14 protein-coding genes are annotated in these 17,966 nt (G+C 68.8%); 9 read left to right on the top strand and 5 right to left on the bottom strand.

Annotated elements, in window-relative coordinates; translation table 11 throughout:
- Window positions 1–42 precede the first annotated feature (42 nt).
- Window positions 43–504, top strand: coding sequence for a DUF2214 family protein (locus tag BTH_RS21175; RefSeq protein WP_009890043.1), 462 nt, complete (start codon window positions 43–45; stop codon window positions 502–504).
- A 102-nt stretch (window positions 505–606) separates the two neighbouring features.
- Here the strand turns inward: BTH_RS21175 and BTH_RS21180 are convergent, their stop codons facing one another.
- The 4 genes from BTH_RS21180 to pdxY all read right to left on the bottom strand — a co-directional run bounded on the left by BTH_RS21180 (window position 607) and on the right by pdxY (window position 7,254).
- Window positions 607–1,779: an NAD(P)/FAD-dependent oxidoreductase gene (locus BTH_RS21180; RefSeq protein ID WP_009890044.1), complete on the bottom strand. Its 1,173-nt coding sequence runs from the start codon at window positions 1,777–1,779 to the stop codon at window positions 607–609.
- A gap of 98 nt (window positions 1,780–1,877) precedes the next feature.
- Entirely contained in the window at window positions 1,878–3,026 is a 1,149-nt protein-coding gene (locus tag BTH_RS21185) for a branched-chain amino acid ABC transporter substrate-binding protein (RefSeq protein ID WP_009890045.1), read from the bottom strand.
- 744 nt (window positions 3,027–3,770) lie between these two features.
- A complete protein-coding gene (locus tag BTH_RS21195; protein ID WP_009890047.1) occupies window positions 3,771–5,873 on the bottom strand; it encodes a phosphocholine-specific phospholipase C in 2,103 nt (700 codons plus the stop codon).
- Window positions 5,874–6,390: 517 nt separating this feature from the next.
- Complete coding sequence (gene pdxY, locus BTH_RS21200) at window positions 6,391–7,254, bottom strand: pyridoxal kinase PdxY (protein WP_009890048.1); 864 nt, start codon at window positions 7,252–7,254, stop codon at window positions 6,391–6,393.
- Window positions 7,255–7,438: 184 nt separating this feature from the next.
- Between pdxY and BTH_RS21205 the strand changes: the two genes are divergently transcribed.
- Window positions 7,439–8,728: an alpha/beta fold hydrolase gene (locus BTH_RS21205; protein ID WP_011402157.1), complete on the top strand. Its 1,290-nt coding sequence runs from the start codon at window positions 7,439–7,441 to the stop codon at window positions 8,726–8,728.
- 361 nt (window positions 8,729–9,089) lie between these two features.
- On the opposite strand, the gene BTH_RS21210 is transcribed toward BTH_RS21205, so the two are convergent.
- Window positions 9,090–10,100 (bottom strand): LLM class flavin-dependent oxidoreductase, encoded by a 1,011-nt coding sequence (locus BTH_RS21210; RefSeq protein WP_009890051.1) that lies wholly within the window; start codon window positions 10,098–10,100, stop codon window positions 9,090–9,092.
- 675 nt (window positions 10,101–10,775) lie between these two features.
- Here BTH_RS21210 and hpnI point away from each other — a divergent pair.
- The 7 genes from hpnI to BTH_RS21245 all read left to right on the top strand — a co-directional run bounded on the left by hpnI (window position 10,776) and on the right by BTH_RS21245 (window position 17,945).
- The gene (gene hpnI / locus BTH_RS21215; RefSeq protein ID WP_009890052.1) at window positions 10,776–11,954 is read left to right on the top strand and encodes a bacteriohopanetetrol glucosamine biosynthesis glycosyltransferase HpnI; all 1,179 of its coding nucleotides are present in this window, start codon (window positions 10,776–10,778) and stop codon (window positions 11,952–11,954) included.
- A gap of 113 nt (window positions 11,955–12,067) precedes the next feature.
- Window positions 12,068–13,489 (top strand): hopanoid biosynthesis associated radical SAM protein HpnJ, encoded by a 1,422-nt coding sequence (hpnJ, locus tag BTH_RS21220; RefSeq protein ID WP_009890053.1) that lies wholly within the window; start codon window positions 12,068–12,070, stop codon window positions 13,487–13,489.
- Between the two features lie 3 nt (window positions 13,490–13,492).
- Window positions 13,493–14,380 (top strand): hopanoid biosynthesis-associated protein HpnK, encoded by an 888-nt coding sequence (gene hpnK, locus BTH_RS21225; RefSeq protein WP_009890054.1) that lies wholly within the window; start codon window positions 13,493–13,495, stop codon window positions 14,378–14,380.
- Entirely contained in the window at window positions 14,377–15,423 is a 1,047-nt protein-coding gene (locus BTH_RS21230) for a lysylphosphatidylglycerol synthase domain-containing protein (RefSeq protein WP_009890055.1), read from the top strand. The genes hpnK and BTH_RS21230 overlap by 4 nt, the downstream gene beginning before the upstream one ends.
- Before the next feature lie 259 nt (window positions 15,424–15,682).
- Entirely contained in the window at window positions 15,683–16,243 is a 561-nt protein-coding gene (gene bamE / locus BTH_RS21235; RefSeq protein WP_025369251.1) for an outer membrane protein assembly factor BamE domain-containing protein, read from the top strand.
- A gap of 302 nt (window positions 16,244–16,545) precedes the next feature.
- Complete coding sequence (locus BTH_RS21240; protein ID WP_009890057.1) at window positions 16,546–17,235, top strand: ABC transporter permease; 690 nt, start codon at window positions 16,546–16,548, stop codon at window positions 17,233–17,235.
- Window positions 17,232–17,945, top strand: coding sequence for an ABC transporter permease (locus BTH_RS21245; RefSeq protein ID WP_009908965.1), 714 nt, complete (start codon window positions 17,232–17,234; stop codon window positions 17,943–17,945). The genes BTH_RS21240 and BTH_RS21245 overlap by 4 nt, the downstream gene beginning before the upstream one ends.
- The last annotated feature ends 21 nt before the right edge of the window (window positions 17,946–17,966 follow it).

Below are 17,966 nucleotides of genomic sequence, written 5' to 3' on the forward strand. Positions count from 1 at the left end.
GCTCGCGCCGCCGCATTCGCTTTGCCGACGGAAGGAGGAACGATGCTGACCGTTCGATGGCTGCTCGCCGCCGTGCATTTGCTCGCGTTCGGCTTCGCGTTCGCGTCGATTTCCGCGCGCAACCGCGCGCTCAAGCGCGTCGCCGCGTCGCGGCAGCCGGCGGATCTGCCCGACGTGTTCAAGGCCGACGCGATCTGGGGCGTGTCCGCGCTCGTGCTGATCACGACGGGCATCGTCCGCGCGTTCGGCGGCTTCGAGAAGGGCGGCGACTATTATCTGCACGCGCCGCTCTTTCATCTGAAGATGGGCGCGCTCGCGCTGATCCTCGTGCTCGAGCTCGCGCCGATGACGGGCCTCATCCGCTGGCGCGTGAGCGCGCGTCGCGGGATGCTGCCCGATCTCGCGCGCGCGCCCGCGTACGCGCGGATCGGCCATGTGCAGGCGATGCTCATCGCCATGATCGTGCTCGCGGCCACCGGAATGGCGCGCGGCGTCGGGTTCTGACCGCCGGCCGCCGGTCACCCCCGCGATCGCCGCCGCACACGGCGCGCGTCGGCCACGCCCGCGCGTCTTCGCCAGCCGCTCCCGCCCTGCGCGCATTCCCCGTCAAACCACGTTCCGCTCGATAATCGGCCGGCCTTCGAGCACGCGCGCGAAGCCTAGCGGCGAAAGATCGAGCGACGTGTACCGTCCGTGCACGATCAGCTCGGCAACGCCGCGCCCCGTCGCCGGCCCCTGCTGCAGCCCGTGCCCGGAGAAGCCGTTCGCGAAGATGCAGTTGTCGACGTCCGGGTGCGGCCCGATGATCGCGTTCTGGTCGAGCACGTTGTACTCGTAGTAGCCGGACCAGCTGCGCGTGACCCGCAGCGCCTCGAACTGCGGCACGCGGTGCGCGAGCGTCGGCCAGATCAGGTCGTCGAAGAGCGCATGGTCGATGTCGTCGAGCGGCAGGTCGTCGAAATCGCGCTCGGGCGGCGGCGCCGCGCCGCAGATGAACGATGCGCCTTCCGGCCGGAAGTAGACGCCGCTCGGATCGATGACGAGCGGGCAGCGCGGCAGCGCGGCGGGCGAGCTCACGTTGAAGATGCTGCGGCGGCGCGCGCGCACCGGCAGATCGACGCCGACGAACGCCGCGACCGAACGCGCCCACGGCCCCGCCGCGTTGACGAGCGCGTCGCAGTCGAACGTGCGGCCGTCGGCCGTCAGCAGTTGCGTGACGCGCCGCCCGTCGACGCGTGCGCCCGTCACTTCGGCGCTCACGTATTGCGCGCCGAGCGCGCGCGCCTTCCTGCGCAACGCCTGCACGAGCCCGTAGCCGTCGAACCAGCCTTCGCCGCGCTCGCCGTGGCAGCCGGCCGCGAGATCGCCGACGGCAAGCCACGGGAACGTCGCGGCGAGCGCGTCGCGCGGCAGATAGCGGATCTGCGCGCCGAGCGATGTCTGCAGCACGTGGTTCTCGCGCAGCGCCGCGTCGCCTGCCGGCGTCGCGAGAAAGAGGTATCCGCCTTCGTGCAGATCGATCGACGGGCGTTCGCCGTCGACCGCGAGCCGCTCGCCGAGCGAGCGCAGGAACTCGATCCCGAAGAGCGACATCCGGATCGACAGCGGCGTCGAGAACTGCTGGCGGATCGACGCCGCGGACAGCGCGGACGACGCGCGCGCATAGGTCGGATCGCGCTCGATCACGGTCACGGCGATGCCCGGATCGAGCGTGCGCAGGAAATAGGCGGTCGCGCTGCCGATGACGCCGCCGCCGACGATGACGACTTTCGATTGCATCGAAACTCCATGGGTTGGGCGCGATGCGCGCCGTTCGGGAAAGCGGCCGCGCGCGTGCAGCGCGTCGCGCGCGGCCTGCTCGAATCACGGGCGGCCGATCAGCCTCCCTTCGTGACGATCGTCTGCCACGCGCCGTTCTTCACCTGATAGAGCGTGGACATCCCGCTCTTGAGCGAGCCGTCGCCGCCGAACGAGATGCGGCCGGTGATGCCCTCGAAGTCGATTTTCTTCAGCGCGGGCCGATAGCCGTTCGGATCGGTCGAGCCTGCCGCCTGCATCGCCCTGATCGCGGCCCACGTCGCGTCGTAGCCGAATTGCGCGTACGACAGCACGTCGACGCCGAAGCGCTTCTTGAAGCGCGCCTCGAAATCCTTGCCCTGCGGCAACTGGTCGAGCGGGCGGCCGTATTCCCACGCCATCGCGCCTTCCGCGGCGGGGCCCGCGATCTTGATGAACTCGGCGTCCTTCACGCCGCCGCCGCCGACGAACTGCGCGTTCAGGCCGAGCTGCTTCATCTGCTTGATGAAGTTCGCCGCGAGCGAATCGAGGCCGCCGAAGAAGATCAGGTCGACGTTCTTGCTCTTGAGGCTCGTGATCTGCGCGCGAAAGTCGACGGCCTGGTTGTTCGTGTACTCGCGCGCGACGATCGCGCTGCCGGCGGCCTTCACCGCCTTGTCGAATTCGTCGGCTTCGCCCTGGCCGAACGCGGTGCGGTCGTCGACGATCGCGATGCGCTTCGCCTTCGTCACGTCGACCGCGTAGCGGCCCGCGTTGCCGGCGTTCTGGCCGTCGGTGGCGATCACCATGAAGACGTTCGCGAGCCCGCGCGACGTGATGACGGGATTCGTCGCGGCCGGATCGATGACGGGGATGCCCGCCTTGTCGTAGACGACCGACGCGGGAATCGTCGTCCCTGAATTGAAGTGGCCGACGACAACCGACACCTTCTTGTCGACGAGGCTTTGCGCGGCCTGCACGCCGATGCGCGGGTCGGCCTGGTCGTCCTCGACGACGAGCTCGAAGCGCGCGGGCTTGCCGCCGATCTTGACGTTTTGCGCGCGGGCGTCGTCGAGCGCGAGTTGCACGCCGTTTTGCAGATCCTTGCCGTAGCCCGCGTTGACGCCCGTGAGCGGCGCGGCGAAGCCGATCCTGACGGGCGTGTCGTCGGCGGCACGCGCGGCGCCGGTTGCGCCGCACGCGAATGCCGCGGCGAGGGCGAGGGAGGACAGTGACGAGCGGAGTCTCATGTTCTTTCCTTGTAGCGATGCACGAACGGGATGCGAGTAGCGCGGATGCACAGGGCCGGCGCCGCGGCCCGCGTCGCGAGCCGCCGGAGCGGCGCCGGCTAACCGATTTATAGAAGGCCAAATTGGGCGAGTCTTGTTGATTTGCGGCGCATCGGATGCGGATTTGCGCATAGTCGCGCGGGGGCGGGAGCGGGCGCGAAACGGCGGGAACGCTCGGATTCCGCAGACTGTTGACGCGGCGCGCCGCGCGCGCATTCGTGCGCGCTTGCGGCGCATTGCGGCAGAACGACGGGAATCGGGCCCGACGGGAAAGCGTGCGCGGGCGATGGCATGGCGGGCGAGATGCGCCCATCGCTTGCGCCGCGCGCGCGGCGGATGCCTGTCGGCGGCAAGCGGCGAAACGGAGCGGGAGAGAAAAGCGAGAGATGGGGAGAAGGCGGAACGGCGGGAAGCAACACGATCGCGCCTGTATCGGGCTCGGGCGCCACGTCGCGAAACGCTGCCGATCCGCGCGCACGTGATCAGGGCGTTTCGATTGACGGATCGCTGGCGCGTGATCGGTCGATTGCGACGTGGCGCGGCGGGACGCGCGCGCCCCGCCGCGCGCTCGCCGGCGGCGCCGCGCGGTCATCGCTCGAGCGAGCTGTCGTGCGCTCGCCCGCCGCGCGGCCTTCGATCGTCCGCGCCCAGTCCGTCAGCCGCGTGCGCCGCCGAAGCGCCGCACGCGAGCGCACGGCGCGCCGCTCAGACCGTCGCGATCAGCGGATCGCTCGTGCTCGGCCGGCCCGTCTCGACGTGTCCCGCGAAGCGGCGCAGGAAGCCGTTCGGCGCGCCGTCGGAGACGGTCAGGTCGTACCAGCTGTGGCTGTCGCGCAGATCCCAGTAGTCGTTGATCCGCTGGCCGGGCTTCAGCTCGTAGACGCGCGGGCTTTCCTTGCCGTACGCGTTCGCGACTGTGAGCCGCACCGTCGCACGCCCGCGGTTCGACAGGCGCAGCGTGATGTTGCCGTTCGCGACGTCGTAGCCGTAGATCACTTCCGGGTTCGCGTTGAGGCCGAGCGCGGCCGCGGTCGAGCCGCGGAACTGGCAGAGGAAGCCGTTCGGACCGTACACGGTCAGATCGTAGAGGCTCAGCGTGAGCGCCGTGCTCCACTCGTCGGACAGACGCTTGCGCGCTTCGACCGTGTACGCCCACGGACCGTCGACGCGATTGCCGGCCGTCACCTGGAACGCCGCGCCCGCCCGGCCCGTGTTCGCGAAGGTCAGCTTGAACTTGCCGGTCGACTGATCGATGCGGCCGAGCACGAAGAGCTCATACGGCAACGCGCGCGCGGCGCGCAGGCCCGCTTCCTGTTTCGGCATCGACTGCGCGACGGGCGGCACCGGCACGTAGCTCGGGTGGCGATTGCGATCGGGCGGCGCGTAGCCGCTCGTGTCGGGCAGTTGCGGCCAGCTGCCGTCCGGGCTCGAGAAGTTGAACGCGGACGTGAGATCGCCGCACACCGCGCGGCGCCACGGCGTCACGTTCGGCGCGCGCACCGGGTAGCGATCGTTGAAGCGCGCCTCGATGAATTGCAGCAGCGACGTGTGATCGAACGTCTGCGAGCAGACCCAGCCGCCCTTCGTCCACGGCGATACGACGAGCATCGGCACGCGCGGCCCGAGCCCGTACGGCCCAGCCATGTGCGCCGCGTCGCCCGGGAAGATCTCGCCCGCGGTCGACACCGTCGACAGCCCGTTGTCGCGCGATTGCGGCGCGAACGGCGGCGCGACGTGATCGAAGAAGCCGTCGTTCTCGTCGTACGTGATGAAGAGCGCGGTTTTGCTCCACACGTCCGGATTCGACGTCAGCGCCTTCAGCACCTGCTCGACGTACCACGCGCCGTAGTTCGCCGGCCAGTTCGGGTGCTCCGAATACGCTTCCGGCGCGCAGATCCATGACACCTGCGGCAGCGTGCCGTTCTTCACGTCCTGCTGCAACACGTCGAACAGGGTGCCGCCCGCGCTCACGTTCGTGCCCGTGCGCGCCTTGTCGTACAGCGGGCTGCCCGGCTGCGCGTTGCGGTACTGGTTGAAGTAGAGGAGCGCATTGTCGCCGTAGTTGCCGATGTACGGGTTCTGCGTCCAGCCCCACGAGCCCGCCGCGTCGAGGCCCGTGCCGATGTCCTGATAGATCTTCCACGACACGCCGGCCTGCTCGAGCGTCTCCGGATACGTGCTCCAGCCGTAGCCGGCTTCCTCGTTGCCGAGCACCGGGCCGCCGCCCGCGCCGTCGTTGCCGACGTAGCCCGTCCACATGTAGTACCGGTTCGGGTCGGTCGAGCTCGGGATCGAGCAGTGGTACGCGTCGCAGATCGTGAACGCATCGGCGAGCTGGTAGTGGAACGGGATGTCGCCGCGTTCGAGGTACGCCATCGTCGTCGTGCCCTTGTTCGCGATCCAGCGGTCGTAGCGCCCCTTGTTCCATGCGCCGTGCGTGTCCTGCCAGCCGTGCGGCAGGTCTTGCAGGAACTGCATGCCGAGATTCGATGCGTCCGGATGGAACGGCAGCAGCTCGGCCGGGCCGAGGAGCACCGGCTGATGGAACACCGGCTTGCCGTTCTGCAGCGTGAGCGGGCGCGGATCGCCGAAGCCGCGCACGCCGCGCAGCTTGCCGAAGTAATGGTCGAACGAGCGGTTTTCCTGCATCAGGATCACGATGTGCTCGACGTCGCGGATCGTGCCGGTGCGGCGGTTCGCGGGAATCGCGAGCGCTTCGCGGATCACAGGCGGAAAGAGTTGCAACGCGGCCGCGCCCGCCGTGCCGGCGGCGAGGCGCAGAAAGTCTCGGCGATTCTGATTCGTCATGTTGTCGCTTCCTTGTTTTGGGGTGGGGCGAGACCGCCGGAGCGGCGGCGGCCGGAGGGAAGTTGGTCGCGATGCGTGATGCCGTCGTGCGCGGCAGCGCCGCCGCGCAACGCCGCCGGGAGGATATCGGGGAAACGGTGTCATCCGGATGAACGCGCGCGGGCATGCGCGCGGATGCCGGCGCGCGCGTTCGGGCGCGATGGCGCGTGCAGCGCCGCTGCGGCGCGCGTGACGGCGCGGCGGGTACGGCTCGTCGCAAAGACGCGAGCGGGCGGGCGAAGGGCGCGGCCGTCGCGATAGCCGTGAGGCGTGCGACGAAAGCGACGAAAGCGAGAACGGCGAGAACGGCGAGAACGGCGAGAACGGCGAGAACGGCGAGAACGGCGAAGCGAGCGGCGGGCGCGGCGAGGCAAACGGAAGCCGCGAGAGCCGCGGTGGCGCTCCGCCCCGCGGCGGCCGAAACACAAGCGCGCGACGGGGCGTGCGGCTCAACACGCGGACCGTCGCGCGCCGCGCATCAATCCGCGCCCGTGACCCACGCGCCGAACCACTCGCTCGGCTGCGCGATCTCGTCCTGCGCGGCGACGAGCTCGAGCTCGTAGCGCCGCGCGTCGTAGGTCGCCTTGACGACCGCGTGCACGGCGGCGAGCGTGTGCTCGAACGCGGCGCGCACGCTGTCGCCGCGCAGCCGGCGTGCGACGAAGATCGCGCTCGTCAGGTCGCCGACGCCGACCGGGTGCCGCGGGAACGCATACAGCGGACGCTGGCCGATCCACGCTTCGGTTTCGGTGACGACGAGCATGTTGAAACGGTCGGCGGGGCTGTTGCGATCGTGCAGATGCTTGACGAGAATCAGCCGCGGGCCGCGGCGGATGATCGAGCGGCACGCTTCGACGGCCTCGGCCACCGTCTCGATGCGCTGTCCGGCGAGCTTTTGCAGCTCGCCGTGATTGGGCGCCATGCCGTCCGCGAGCTCCGGCAGCTCGGCGACGATGAATTCCTCGACGCCGGGCTCGGGCCGGATGCCGCCCGTCTGGCCCATTGCGGGATCGCAGAAGTACCACGCGTTCGGATTCGTCGCCTTCACGGTGCGCACGATCTCGACCGCCGCGCGCGCCTGCGCGGGCGAGCCGAGGAAGCCCGAGAGGACCGCGTCGCAGCGCTTGAGCGCGCCGATCGCGGCGATGCCGTCGACGAGTTGCTCCATCTTGGCCGCGTCGATCGCGCTGCCCGCCCAGTGGCCGTACTGCATGTGGTTCGACAACTGCACCGTGTTGAGCGGCCAGACGTTGACGCCGAGCCGTTGCATTGGAAACACTGCGGCGCTGTTGCCCGCATGTCCGTAGATGACATGCGACTGGATGCTGAGGACGTTTTTCATGATCGAGTGTGCCTGCGCGCGGCGGGCTCGTCGGACTAGGTCGAACGATACATGACTTTCCCGCATTCGCGGAAACATCCGGTAATACGGTGTCGGGGAGGCGTCAGCACGCCGAAAGTAAAATGGCGCGCGGCTTGCACGGACGTCGGGCGAGCCGCTTCCTTCACTCTTCCAGGCTTCGACGATGGTCCAGATTCGCATGGTGTGGTTCGCGCGGCTCGCCGCAGTATCCGCTGCAGCGTCGATCGCGCAGACGCCGGCGTTTGCCGCTTCGCAGGCCTTCGTGCCGCAGGTCTTCGCTTCGCAGGCCGCCGCTTCGCAGGCCGCTGCTTCGCAGGTCAGGGCGGGCGCGCCGGCAGTGGCCGCGGCGCGCGCGATCGCGTCGGCAACCGCCGCTTCGGGCGTTGCCGCGAGCGCCGCGTCAATCGCAGCCGGGTCGCGGGCGGGTGCGTCCGCAGCCGTCGCCGGACCGGCGGGCGCCGCCGCGCGTGCGCAGTCCGACGGCCCCGCGTACGGCGCGGAACTGGAGGGTTTCGCGTACGCGTATCCGGTGCATCGCTACGCGTTCACGTCGCAGCGCGAGACGCTGCAGATGGCGTATCTCGACGTGCGCCCCGAGCATCCGAACGGCCGCACTGTCGTGCTGCTGCACGGGAAGAATTTCTGCGCGGGAACCTGGGAGCAGACGATCGACGCGCTCGCGAAGGCGGGCTACCGCGTCGTCGCGCCCGACCAGATCGGCTTTTGCAAGTCGACGAAGCCCGTGCGCTATCAATACAGCTTCCAGCAGCTCGCGCACAACACGCACGCGCTGCTCGAATCGATCGGCGTGAAGGAGGCGACGATCGTCGGCCATTCGACGGGCGGCATGCTCGCGGCGCGCTACGCGCTGTTGTATCCGAAGGCCACGCGCCAGCTCGTGCTCGTCAACCCGATCGGCCTCGAGGACTGGAAGGCGCTCGGCGTGCCGCCGCTGTCGGTCGACTACTGGTATGCGCGCGAGCTGAAGACGACCGCGGACGGCATTCGCCGCTACGAGCAGCGCACGTACTACGCGGGCGAGTGGTCGCCCGCCTACGAGCGCTGGGTGCAGATGCTCGCCGGCCTGTATCGCGGACCGGGGCGCGAAGCCGTCGCGTGGAATTCGGCGCTCGTCTACGACATGATCCTCACGCAGCCGGTGCTCTACGAGTTCGGCGCGATTCGGGTGCCGACGCTGCTCCTCATCGGCGACAAGGATACGACCGCGATCGGCAAGGACGTCGCGCCGCCCGACGTGCATGCGAAGCTCGGCCGCTATCCGGCGCTCGCGAAGCGCACGCAGGCGGCGATTCCGGGCGCGGTGCTCCACGAGTTCCCGGCGCTCGGTCACGCGCCGCAGATCCAGGACCCGGCGACGTTCCACAAGGCGCTGCTCGAGGGGCTCGCGGACGTGAAGCCGGACGCGCGCTCGGCGAGTTCGGCGAGCGAGTAGGCGTTGGCGGCGGGGCGCGAGGGGGGGCGTTTTCACGCTCGTCGTGTCGTCCGCGGCGGGCCGGTGGGATTCGGGCAAGCAAATCGGCCGGGTGTTCGCGGTCCGTGAGGCTGCGGCCACGATGTATCGGGAGGCGCGCCTCCGCGCGGTCATCTTCGTTGCGGCGCCCGGCCCCCGCATTTACGTTGCGTGATTGTTCTCGCCCTTGCCGCCATCGTCGCCGGTTCGGACTCGGACGCACCGCCGACGCGCGGTCGCCTCACGCGGCGCCTGCCATCGCCATTGCCATTGCCATCGCCATTGCCATCGCCATCGCCATCGTCATCGCGCCGCCCCCCGTCTTCCCCCCGTCTTCCCCCCGTCAACCTCCCGCCTCGTCGCGAAGCTCGTCGCGCACCTGCGCGGCGATCTCGTACGACCGCACCCTCGCGCCGTGATCGAAGATCTGCGCGGCGACGATCAGCTCGTCCGCGCCCGTCTGCGCGATCATCCGTCGCAGCCGCTCGCGCACGGTGTCGCGCGAGCCGACCGCCGCGAACGACAGCGCGTGCGCGACGCTCGCCAGTTCCTGCTCGGTCGCGCCGAGCGCGTCGAGCGATTCGACGGGCGGCGGCAGTTGTCCGGGCGTGCCGCGCCGCAGATTCAGGAACTGCTGCTGAAGCGATGTGAAGAGGCGCCGCGCGTCGTCGTCGGTATCGGCGGCGAACACGTTCACGCCGACCATCGCATACGGCTTCGCGAGCGCCGCGGACGGGCGGAACTGCGCGCGGTACGCGTCGAGCGCGCGCATCAGGTAGTCCGGCGCGAAATGTGATGCGAACGCGAACGGCAGGCCGAGCATCGCGGCGAGTTGCGCGCTGAAGAGGCTCGAACCGAGCAGCCAGATCGGCACGTTCAGGCCCGCGCCCGGCACCGCGCGCACGCGCTGGCCGGCGGCGGGCGCGGCGAAGTAGCGCTGCAGCTCGACGACATCGTCCGGGAACGAATCGGCGCTGCCGATCAGGTCGCGGCGCAGCGCGCGGGCCGTGATCTGATCGGTGCCGGGTGCGCGCCCGAGGCCGAGATCGATGCGGCCCGGGTACAGCGACGCGAGCGTGCCGAACTGCTCCGCGATCACGAGCGGCGCGTGGTTCGGCAGCATCACGCCGCCCGAACCGACACGGATCGTCTGCGTCGCGCCCGCGACATGGCCGATCACGACGGCGGTCGCGGCGCTCGCGATGCCCGGCATGTTGTGGTGCTCGGCGAGCCAATAGCGGCGATAGCCGAGGCGCTCGGCATGCCGGGCGAGGTCGACGGAGTGACGCAACGCCTGGGCGGCGTCGGCGCCGGCGGGGATCGGTGCGAGGTCGAGAACGGAAAACGGGATCATGGCGACGGCGGAACGAGTGGCATGGGGACGGAGCTCGGGCCCACGCGCGGCGCGGCCCGTCGATGATGCGTGGATGCAACAGACGGCGTCGATTGTGCCAAAGCGTTCCGGATCGCGTCGGAGGCCGCAAAGATATCCCTGAAGGCGACAGGGACGAAAAAGGGCGTCAACGTGACGCGGCACGGCGCGAAAGATTGTTCTGTAATAGACTGTAACGGTAAGAAATCAGGCGAAATACGCGACGATTCGACTCGAATATTTCACTGGCTACAAAAATCCACAGAAACCCTTACGTTTTGGACAGCATGCGTCCTGCAAAGCGCTTACGCTAACAATGGGGCAACTGCGCGGAAATTGGCCGTATCTGCGTGGATCTGCCGTTCAGAAACAGTGCTTTTCAACACGCGCGGCAAGCGTTGCCGGCTTGTCGCTGCTAAAATTCGCGGCCTACACACCAATCGCGCTCACGGATTCCGTTCTAGTTCTCCCTGCGCTTGCCGCGAAAAGCCGCACGAGGAGCCTCGGGATAGCGGCCGCCAGGCCGGTTCCGGTGCGTTGCGCGTCGTTGAAAGTGCAAGCAAGTCAGAAAGGAGTTGGGATCGTGTTCGAAATCGTCCCCGCCGAAGCATCGCGCTCCCGTTTCGCCCGTCGCTCGATCGTCCGGGGGCGCGCGGCATGACGGAATCGCTTCCCATCGTCGGTTGGGCGCTGCTCGCGCTCGTCTGCGCGTCGTGCGGCTATGCGGTGCTCGCCGCGTTCGCGCCCGCGCCGCGCGTGCCCCGCACGGCCGCGCGCGACGGCTTCGAGCCCGTCAGCGTGCTCAAGCCGCTGTGCGGCTCGGAGCCGCATCTGTATGAAAATCTCGCGACCTTCTGCGAGCAGCGGCATCCGCGCTACCAGCTGCTGTTCGGCGTCGCGTCGGCCGCCGATCCGGCCGCAGCCGTCGTGCGCCGGCTGCAGGCCGACTACCCCGATTGCGACATCGAGCTCGTGATCGACGCGCGCGTGTACGGCTCGAACCTGAAGGTCAGCAATCTCGTCAATCTCGCCGAGCGCGCGCGCCACGGCCGCATCGTGATCGCCGACAGCGACATCGCGGTCGAGCCCGACTATCTGACGCGCGTGACGGCGCCGCTCGCCGATCCGTCGGTCGGCGTCGTCACTTGCCTGTATCATGCGCGCAGCGTCGGCGGCTTCTGGACGCGGATCGGCGCGCAGTTCGTCGATGCGTGGTTCGCGCCGTCGGTCCGGATCACCCATCTCGGCGGGTCGAGCCGTTTCGGGTTCGGCGCGACGCTCGCGTTGACGCGCGCGACGCTCGACGCGATCGGCGGCTTCAAGGCGCTGAAGGACGAGCTCGCGGACGACTACTGGCTCGCCGAGCTGCCGCGCCGCCTCGGGCGGCGCACGGTGCTCTCCGAGGTGAACGTGGCGACGGACGTCGCGGAGCCGTCGTTCGCGCCGCTGTGGCTGCGCGAGACGCGCTGGCTGCGCACGATCCGCTCGCTGAATCCGGCGGGGTTCGCCTTCCTGTTCATCACGTTCACCGCGCCGTGGCTCGCGATCGGCGCGGCGCTCGCGGCGTGGCTCGGCCTCGCGTCGGCCGCGGGCGCGACGGCCGCGTGGGCGGCCGCGATCGGCGCGTTCGCGCGGCTCGCGCTGCACGCGCGCGGCGCGGCCGGATGGCGCGCGTTCTGGCGCGACTTGCCGCTCGTGCCGGTGCGCGACGCGCTGCTCGCGCTTGAATGGCTCGCCGCCGCGTTCGGCACGCAGGTCGTGTGGCGCGGCGCGCGGATGACGGTGGTCGGCGGCGATGCGCGCGCGACGGTCGTCGAAGCGGGCGACGGGCGCTGACAGGCGCCGGACACACATACGGGATGCGCGGGCGGCGGCGGGCCGCCCGCGGTTTGTCGAAACATTTGTACTGGAACGAATTGATATCTATGCAGCAGGCTACCGGAGCATTCATGAAAACGCTGTTCTTGCAGGCACCGTCGTACGACGGCTTCGACGGCGGCGCGGGCTCCCGCTACCAGGCGAAGCGCGAGATCCGATCCTTCTGGTATCCGACCTGGCTCGCGCAGCCGGCAGCACTCGTGCCGGGCAGCCGCGTGCTCGACGCGCCCGCTGACGGCCTGTCGGTCGAGGAGACGCTGAAGATCGCGAAGGACTACGATCTCGTGATCATCCACACGAGCACGCCGTCGTTCCCGACCGACGCGATGTTCGCGGAAGACCTGAAGAAGATGAAGCCGTCGATGCTCGTCGGCATGGTCGGCGCGAAGGTCGCGGTCGATCCGCACAACTCGCTCACCGCGACGCAGGCGATCGATTTCGTCTGCCGCGAGGAATTCGACTACACGTGCAAGGACATCGCCGAAGGCAAGCCGTTCGCCGAGATCCTCGGGATGAGCTACCGCGCGAAGGACGGCTCGATCGAGCACAACGGCCCGCGTCCGATGATCGAGAACATGGACGAGCTGCCGTTCGTCGCGCCCGTCTACAAGCGCGACCTGAAGATCGACAACTACTTCATCGGCTACCTGAACTACCCGTACGTGTCGATCTACACGGGCCGCGGCTGCCGCTCGAAGTGCACGTTCTGCCTGTGGCCGCAGACGGTGGGCGGCCATCGCTACCGCGTGCGCTCGGTCGAGAGCGTGCTCGCGGAAGTGAAGTGGATTCGCGACAACATGCCGGAAGTGAAGGAGATCATGTTCGACGACGACACCTTCACCGATTTCAAGCCGCGCGTCGAGGAGATCGCGCGCGGGCTCGGCAAGCTCGGCGTCACGTGGTCGTGCAACGCGAAGGCGAACGTGCCGTACTCGACGCTGAAGATCATGAAGGAGAACGGCCTGCGCCTGCTGCTCGTCGGCTACGAGTCGGGCGACGACCAGATCCTGCTGAACATCAAGAAGGGCCTGCGCACGGACATCGCGCGCCGCTTCAACGAGGATTGCAAGAAGCTCGGCATCAAGATCCACGGCACCTTCATCCTCGGCCTGCCGGGCGAGACGAAGGAAACGATCAAGAAGACGATCGAGTATGCGAAGGAAATCAATCCGCACACGATCCAGGTGTCGCTCGCCGCGCCGTATCCGGGCACGCGCCTGTACAACCAGGCGATCGAGAACGGCTGGATGGAAGAGAACAAGACGATCAACCTCGTCAGCAAGGAAGGCGTGCAGCTCGCCGCGATCGGCTATCCGCACCTGCCCAAGGAAGAGATCTACCACCAGCTCGAGCACTTCTATCGCGAGTTCTATTTCCGGCCGTCGAAGATCTGGGAAATCCTGCGCGAGATGCTGACGAGCTGGGACATGATGAAGCGCCGCCTGCGCGAGGGCGTCGAGTTCTTCCGTTTCCTGCGCGCGCACGAGGCGTGATCGGTGGCGGCTTGCGACGCGGCGCCGCGCGCGCTGATCTTCACGGCGGACGACTTCGGCCTGCATGAGCGGGTCAACGCGGCCGTCGAGCGTGCGCACCGAGACGGCGTGCTCTCGGCCGCGAGCCTGATGGTCGGCGCGAGCGCCGCGCGCGACGCGGTCGAGCGCGCGAAGCGCCTGCCCTCGCTGGCCGTCGGCCTGCACATCGTGCTCGCCGACGGGCCCGCGACGTTGCCCGCGCGCGAGATCCCGGCGCTCGTCGGACCCGACGGGCGTTTTCGCGACGCGATGGCGAAGGACGGCTGCCGCTTCTTCTTCCTGCCGCACGTGCGGGCGCAACTGCGCCGCGAGATCCGCGCGCAGTTCGAGGCGTTCGCGGCGACCGGGCTCGCGCTCGATCACGTGAACACGCACAAGCATTTCCATCTGCATCCGACCGTGCTGTCGATGATCGTCGATATCGGCCGCGAGTTCGGGCTTGCCGCGATGCGGCTACCGTACGAGCCGTCGACGCCGTTCTGGCTCAAGCCGTGGATCGCGCTCGTGCGCGCGCGGCTCGACCGCGCGGGCATCGCGCACAACGACTACGTCGTCGGCATCGAGCGCACGGGCGCGATGGACGAGGCGGCGCTGCTCGCCGCGCTCGCGAAGCTGCCGGCGGGCGTCGGCGAAATCTACAGCCATCCGGCGGAGGCGGGCGACGGCCCGATCACGCCGTCGATGCGCGATTATCGGCCGGCCGACGAACTCGCCGCGCTGCTGTCGCCGCGCGTCGCGGCCGCGGTGCAGGCGGCGGGCGTCGCGTGCGGCGGCTTCGCCGACGTGTTCGGCGGCCGCGCGCGTGCGCGAACGCCGCGCGGTGCGCGGATCAGCGGGGCGCAGCCGTCATGACCCGCTGGATCAAATGGCTGGGCTGGCCGATCGGCATCGCGATCCTGCTCGCGCTCGTCGTGCACGAGGGCGCCGGCGACGCCGTCCGCGTGATCGGCCAGGCCGGCTTCGCGCTGCTGTGGCTCGTGCCGTTTCACGGGCTGCCGCTGCTGCTCGACGCACACGCATGGCGCCTGCTGCTCGACAAGCGCGCGTCGCTGCCGTTCCTCTGGTGGATCGCGACCGTGCGCGAGGCGGTGAACCGGCTGTTGCCCGTCGTCGGCGTGGGCGGCGAGATCGTCGGCATCCGGCTCGCGCGCTGGCGCGTGCCCGATGCGAGCCGCGTGACGGCGTCGGTGATCGTCGAGGTGCTCGTGACGATCGCTGTCCAGTACGCGTTCGCCGCGCTCGGGCTCGTGCTGTTGCTCGCCGCGACGCAGGAGAGCGTCGGCGCGCGGACGATCGGCGTCGCGCTCGTGCTGTCGCTGCCGATACCCGTGCTCGGATTCGTGCTGATGCGGCGCGGCGGGGTTTTCCATGCGATCGAGCGCTTCGCGAGCCGGCTGCTCGGCGATTCGCACCGGCTGTTGCAGGGCGTTGACGGCAAGCGGCTCGACGCCGATATCGACGCACTGATGTCGCGCGCGGGCCTGCTGTTCCGCGCGTTTTTCTGGCAGCTCGCGGGCTATGTGGCCGGCGCGCTCGAAATTTACTGGGCGCTCGCGCTGCTCGGCCATCCGGTGTCGATCGGCGGCGCGATCGCGATCGAGGCGATGACGCAGGCGGTGCGCCACGCGGCGTTCATGGTGCCGGGCGGCCTCGGCGTCCAGGAGGCGACCGTCGTGCTGCTCGCGCAGATGTTCGGCGTCGACCGCGAGGCGGCGCTGTCGCTCGCGCTCGTCAAGCGCGCGCGCGAGCTGCTGTTCGGCGCGCTCGCGCTCGGCTCGTGGCAGATCGTCGAGCTGTCGCGCACGCGGCGGCGGCTGCGCAGCCATGCGCGGCGCGCGGCGCGCGTCGCGGCCGCCGCGGCGCGCAGCGAGCGCCAGGCCGAGCCGATGCTGTGAGCGCGCGGTCGAGCGGCGGCGCGCGCGCGCTCGGTCGTTGACTCGCGGGGCGGGCGAGTCGATGCTAGGTGGCTCAAGGGCTCAAGGGCTCAAGGGCTCAAGGGCTCAAGGGCTCAAGGGCTCAAGGGCTCGGGCTTAACGGCTCAACCGCTCCGGCGCGTGCGCGCCGCCTCGAATCGCGCTTTGCGCGTGCGACGGCCGCGGTGCGGTATGCTTGCGCGCGTGTTCGATGTCGCGCGCGTAGCCGCGCCGTTTTCCGATGACGATGTTCCGATTCCGTATCCTTCCTGTCGCGATGCTCGGCGCGGCGCTCGCGCTCGCCGGTTGCGACGATCAGCAAAGCGAGCAGGCCGTGCAGCGATTCAAGGATTTCTTCAACGCGATCAAACCCGCGCCGATGTTCCTCAAGGGCCTCACGCCCGGCGTGACGACCGAGGCGGAGATCCGCAGCCAGATGGGGCGGCCCGAGACGGAGCGCGTCTACACCGACGGCTCGAAGCGGCTTGAATACCCGCGCGGCCCGATGGGCAACGAGACGTACATGGTCGACCTCGACGCGAATGGCCGCTTCGTCGCCGCGACGCAGGTGCTGACGGCCGCGAATTTCGCGAAGATCCGCCCCGGCATGACGCAGGACGAGGTGCGGCGCCTGCTCGGCAAGCCGACCGAGGTCGCGCGTTATCCGCTCAAGCCGGAGACGGTGTGGAGCTGGCGCTGGCTCGAGGACGGCGTCAATCAGGACGCGTTCTTCAACGTCCATTTCGGGCCGGATGGGCTCGTCTACACGACTTCGCGCTCCGATATCCTGAAGGGCCGCTGAGCGCCGCCGCCTGTCGCTACTCGCCGTCGCTTGCCTGGTTGGCCGCTGCGCCGGCTCTATCGCAAAAGCGACCCGAAACTTGCAAAAAAGCGGCGGGCGGCGCGCGTCCGGCAATGTCCGGGATCGACGTTTACCCCGCTAAAACAGTGCTGTGCGTGCCGCGCGCGCCGCCGCCGCCGTGATATTGCAATGCAGCATCGCACGCCACCGCCATTTGAGCGGTTTTTTTTTGCTTGCGACTATCCGCGTCAAACCGGCGCGACCGTGCGTGCGCCATTCCCATCACGATCCCGGAGACAAGCGTGTTTCTATACGGCTTTGGTCCGCTCATCTGGGCGGGCACCGTGCAGACGATCGAGCTGTCGGTGCTGTCGCTCGCGGCGGCGGTGCTGCTCGGCCTCGCCGGTGCAGTCGCGAAGCTCTCGCGCAATCGCGTGTTGCGCGCGGGCGCGACGGCCTACACGACGCTCATCCGCTCGGTGCCCGATCTCGTGCTGATGCTGCTGCTGTTCTACAGCATCCAGATCTGGCTCAACCAGCTCACCGACCTGATGAACTGGGAGCAGATCGACATCGATCCGTTCGTCGCCGGCGTGCTCACGCTGGGGTTCATCTATGGCGCGTATTTCACCGAGACGTTTCGCGGCGCGTTCCTCGCGGTGCCGCGCGGACAGCTCGAGGCGGGCAGCGCGTACGGGATGAGCGGGATGCGCGTGTTCGCGCGGATCATGTTTCCGCAGATGATGCGCTTCGCGCTGCCCGGCATCGGCAACAACTGGCAGGTGCTCGTGAAGGCGACGGCGCTCGTGTCGATCATCGGTCTCGCCGACGTCGTGAAAGCCGCGCAGGACGCGGGCAAAAGCACGTTCAACATGTTCTTCTTCATTCTCGTCGCGGCGCTCGTCTATCTGGCGATCACGACGGCCTCCAATCTCGTGCTCAAGCAGCTCGAGAAGCGTTATTCCATCGGCGTGAGGCACGCGGAACTATGATCGAGATCCTGCAGGAATTCGGGCGCGCGTTCTTGTATTGGGACGGCCAGCGCATGTCGGGGCTCGCCGTCACGCTGTGGCTGCTCGTCGCGTCGCTCGGCTTCGGTTTCGTCTGCGCGGTGCCGCTCGCGGTCGCGCGGGTGTCGAAGAACCGCTGGCTGTCGACGCCCGTGCGCTTCTACACGTACGTGTTCCGCGGCACGCCGCTCTATGTGCAACTGCTGCTCATCTACACGGGGATGTACAGCCTTGCGTTCGTTCGCGATCACGCGTTCCTCGACACGTTCTTCAGGAGCGGCATGAACTGCGCGATTCTCGCGTTCGCGCTGAACACCTGCGCGTACACGACCGAGATCTTCGCGGGCGCGATCCGCGCGATTGCGCACGGCGAGGTGGAGGCGGCGCGCGCGTACGGGATGAGCCCGTTCACGATGTATCGCCGGGTGATCCTGCCGTCGTCGCTGCGCCGCGCATTGCCGCTCTACAGCAACGAAGTGATCCTGATGCTGCACGCGACGACGGTCGCGTTCACGGCGACCGTGCCCGACATCCTGAAGGTCGCGCGCGACGCGAATTCGGCGACGTACATGGCGTTCCAGTCGTTCGGAATCGCCGCGCTGATCTATCTTGCGGTATCGTTCGCACTCGTCGCGGCCTTTCGTCGGGCCGAGCGCCACTGGCTCGCGTATCTCGCGGCCGGCCGTCATTGATTTCACTCCAGGGAGAGCCAG

Origin of the sequence: Burkholderia thailandensis E264, from assembly GCF_000012365.1 — a bacterium.
Lineage (GTDB): Bacteria > Pseudomonadota > Gammaproteobacteria > Burkholderiales > Burkholderiaceae > Burkholderia > Burkholderia thailandensis.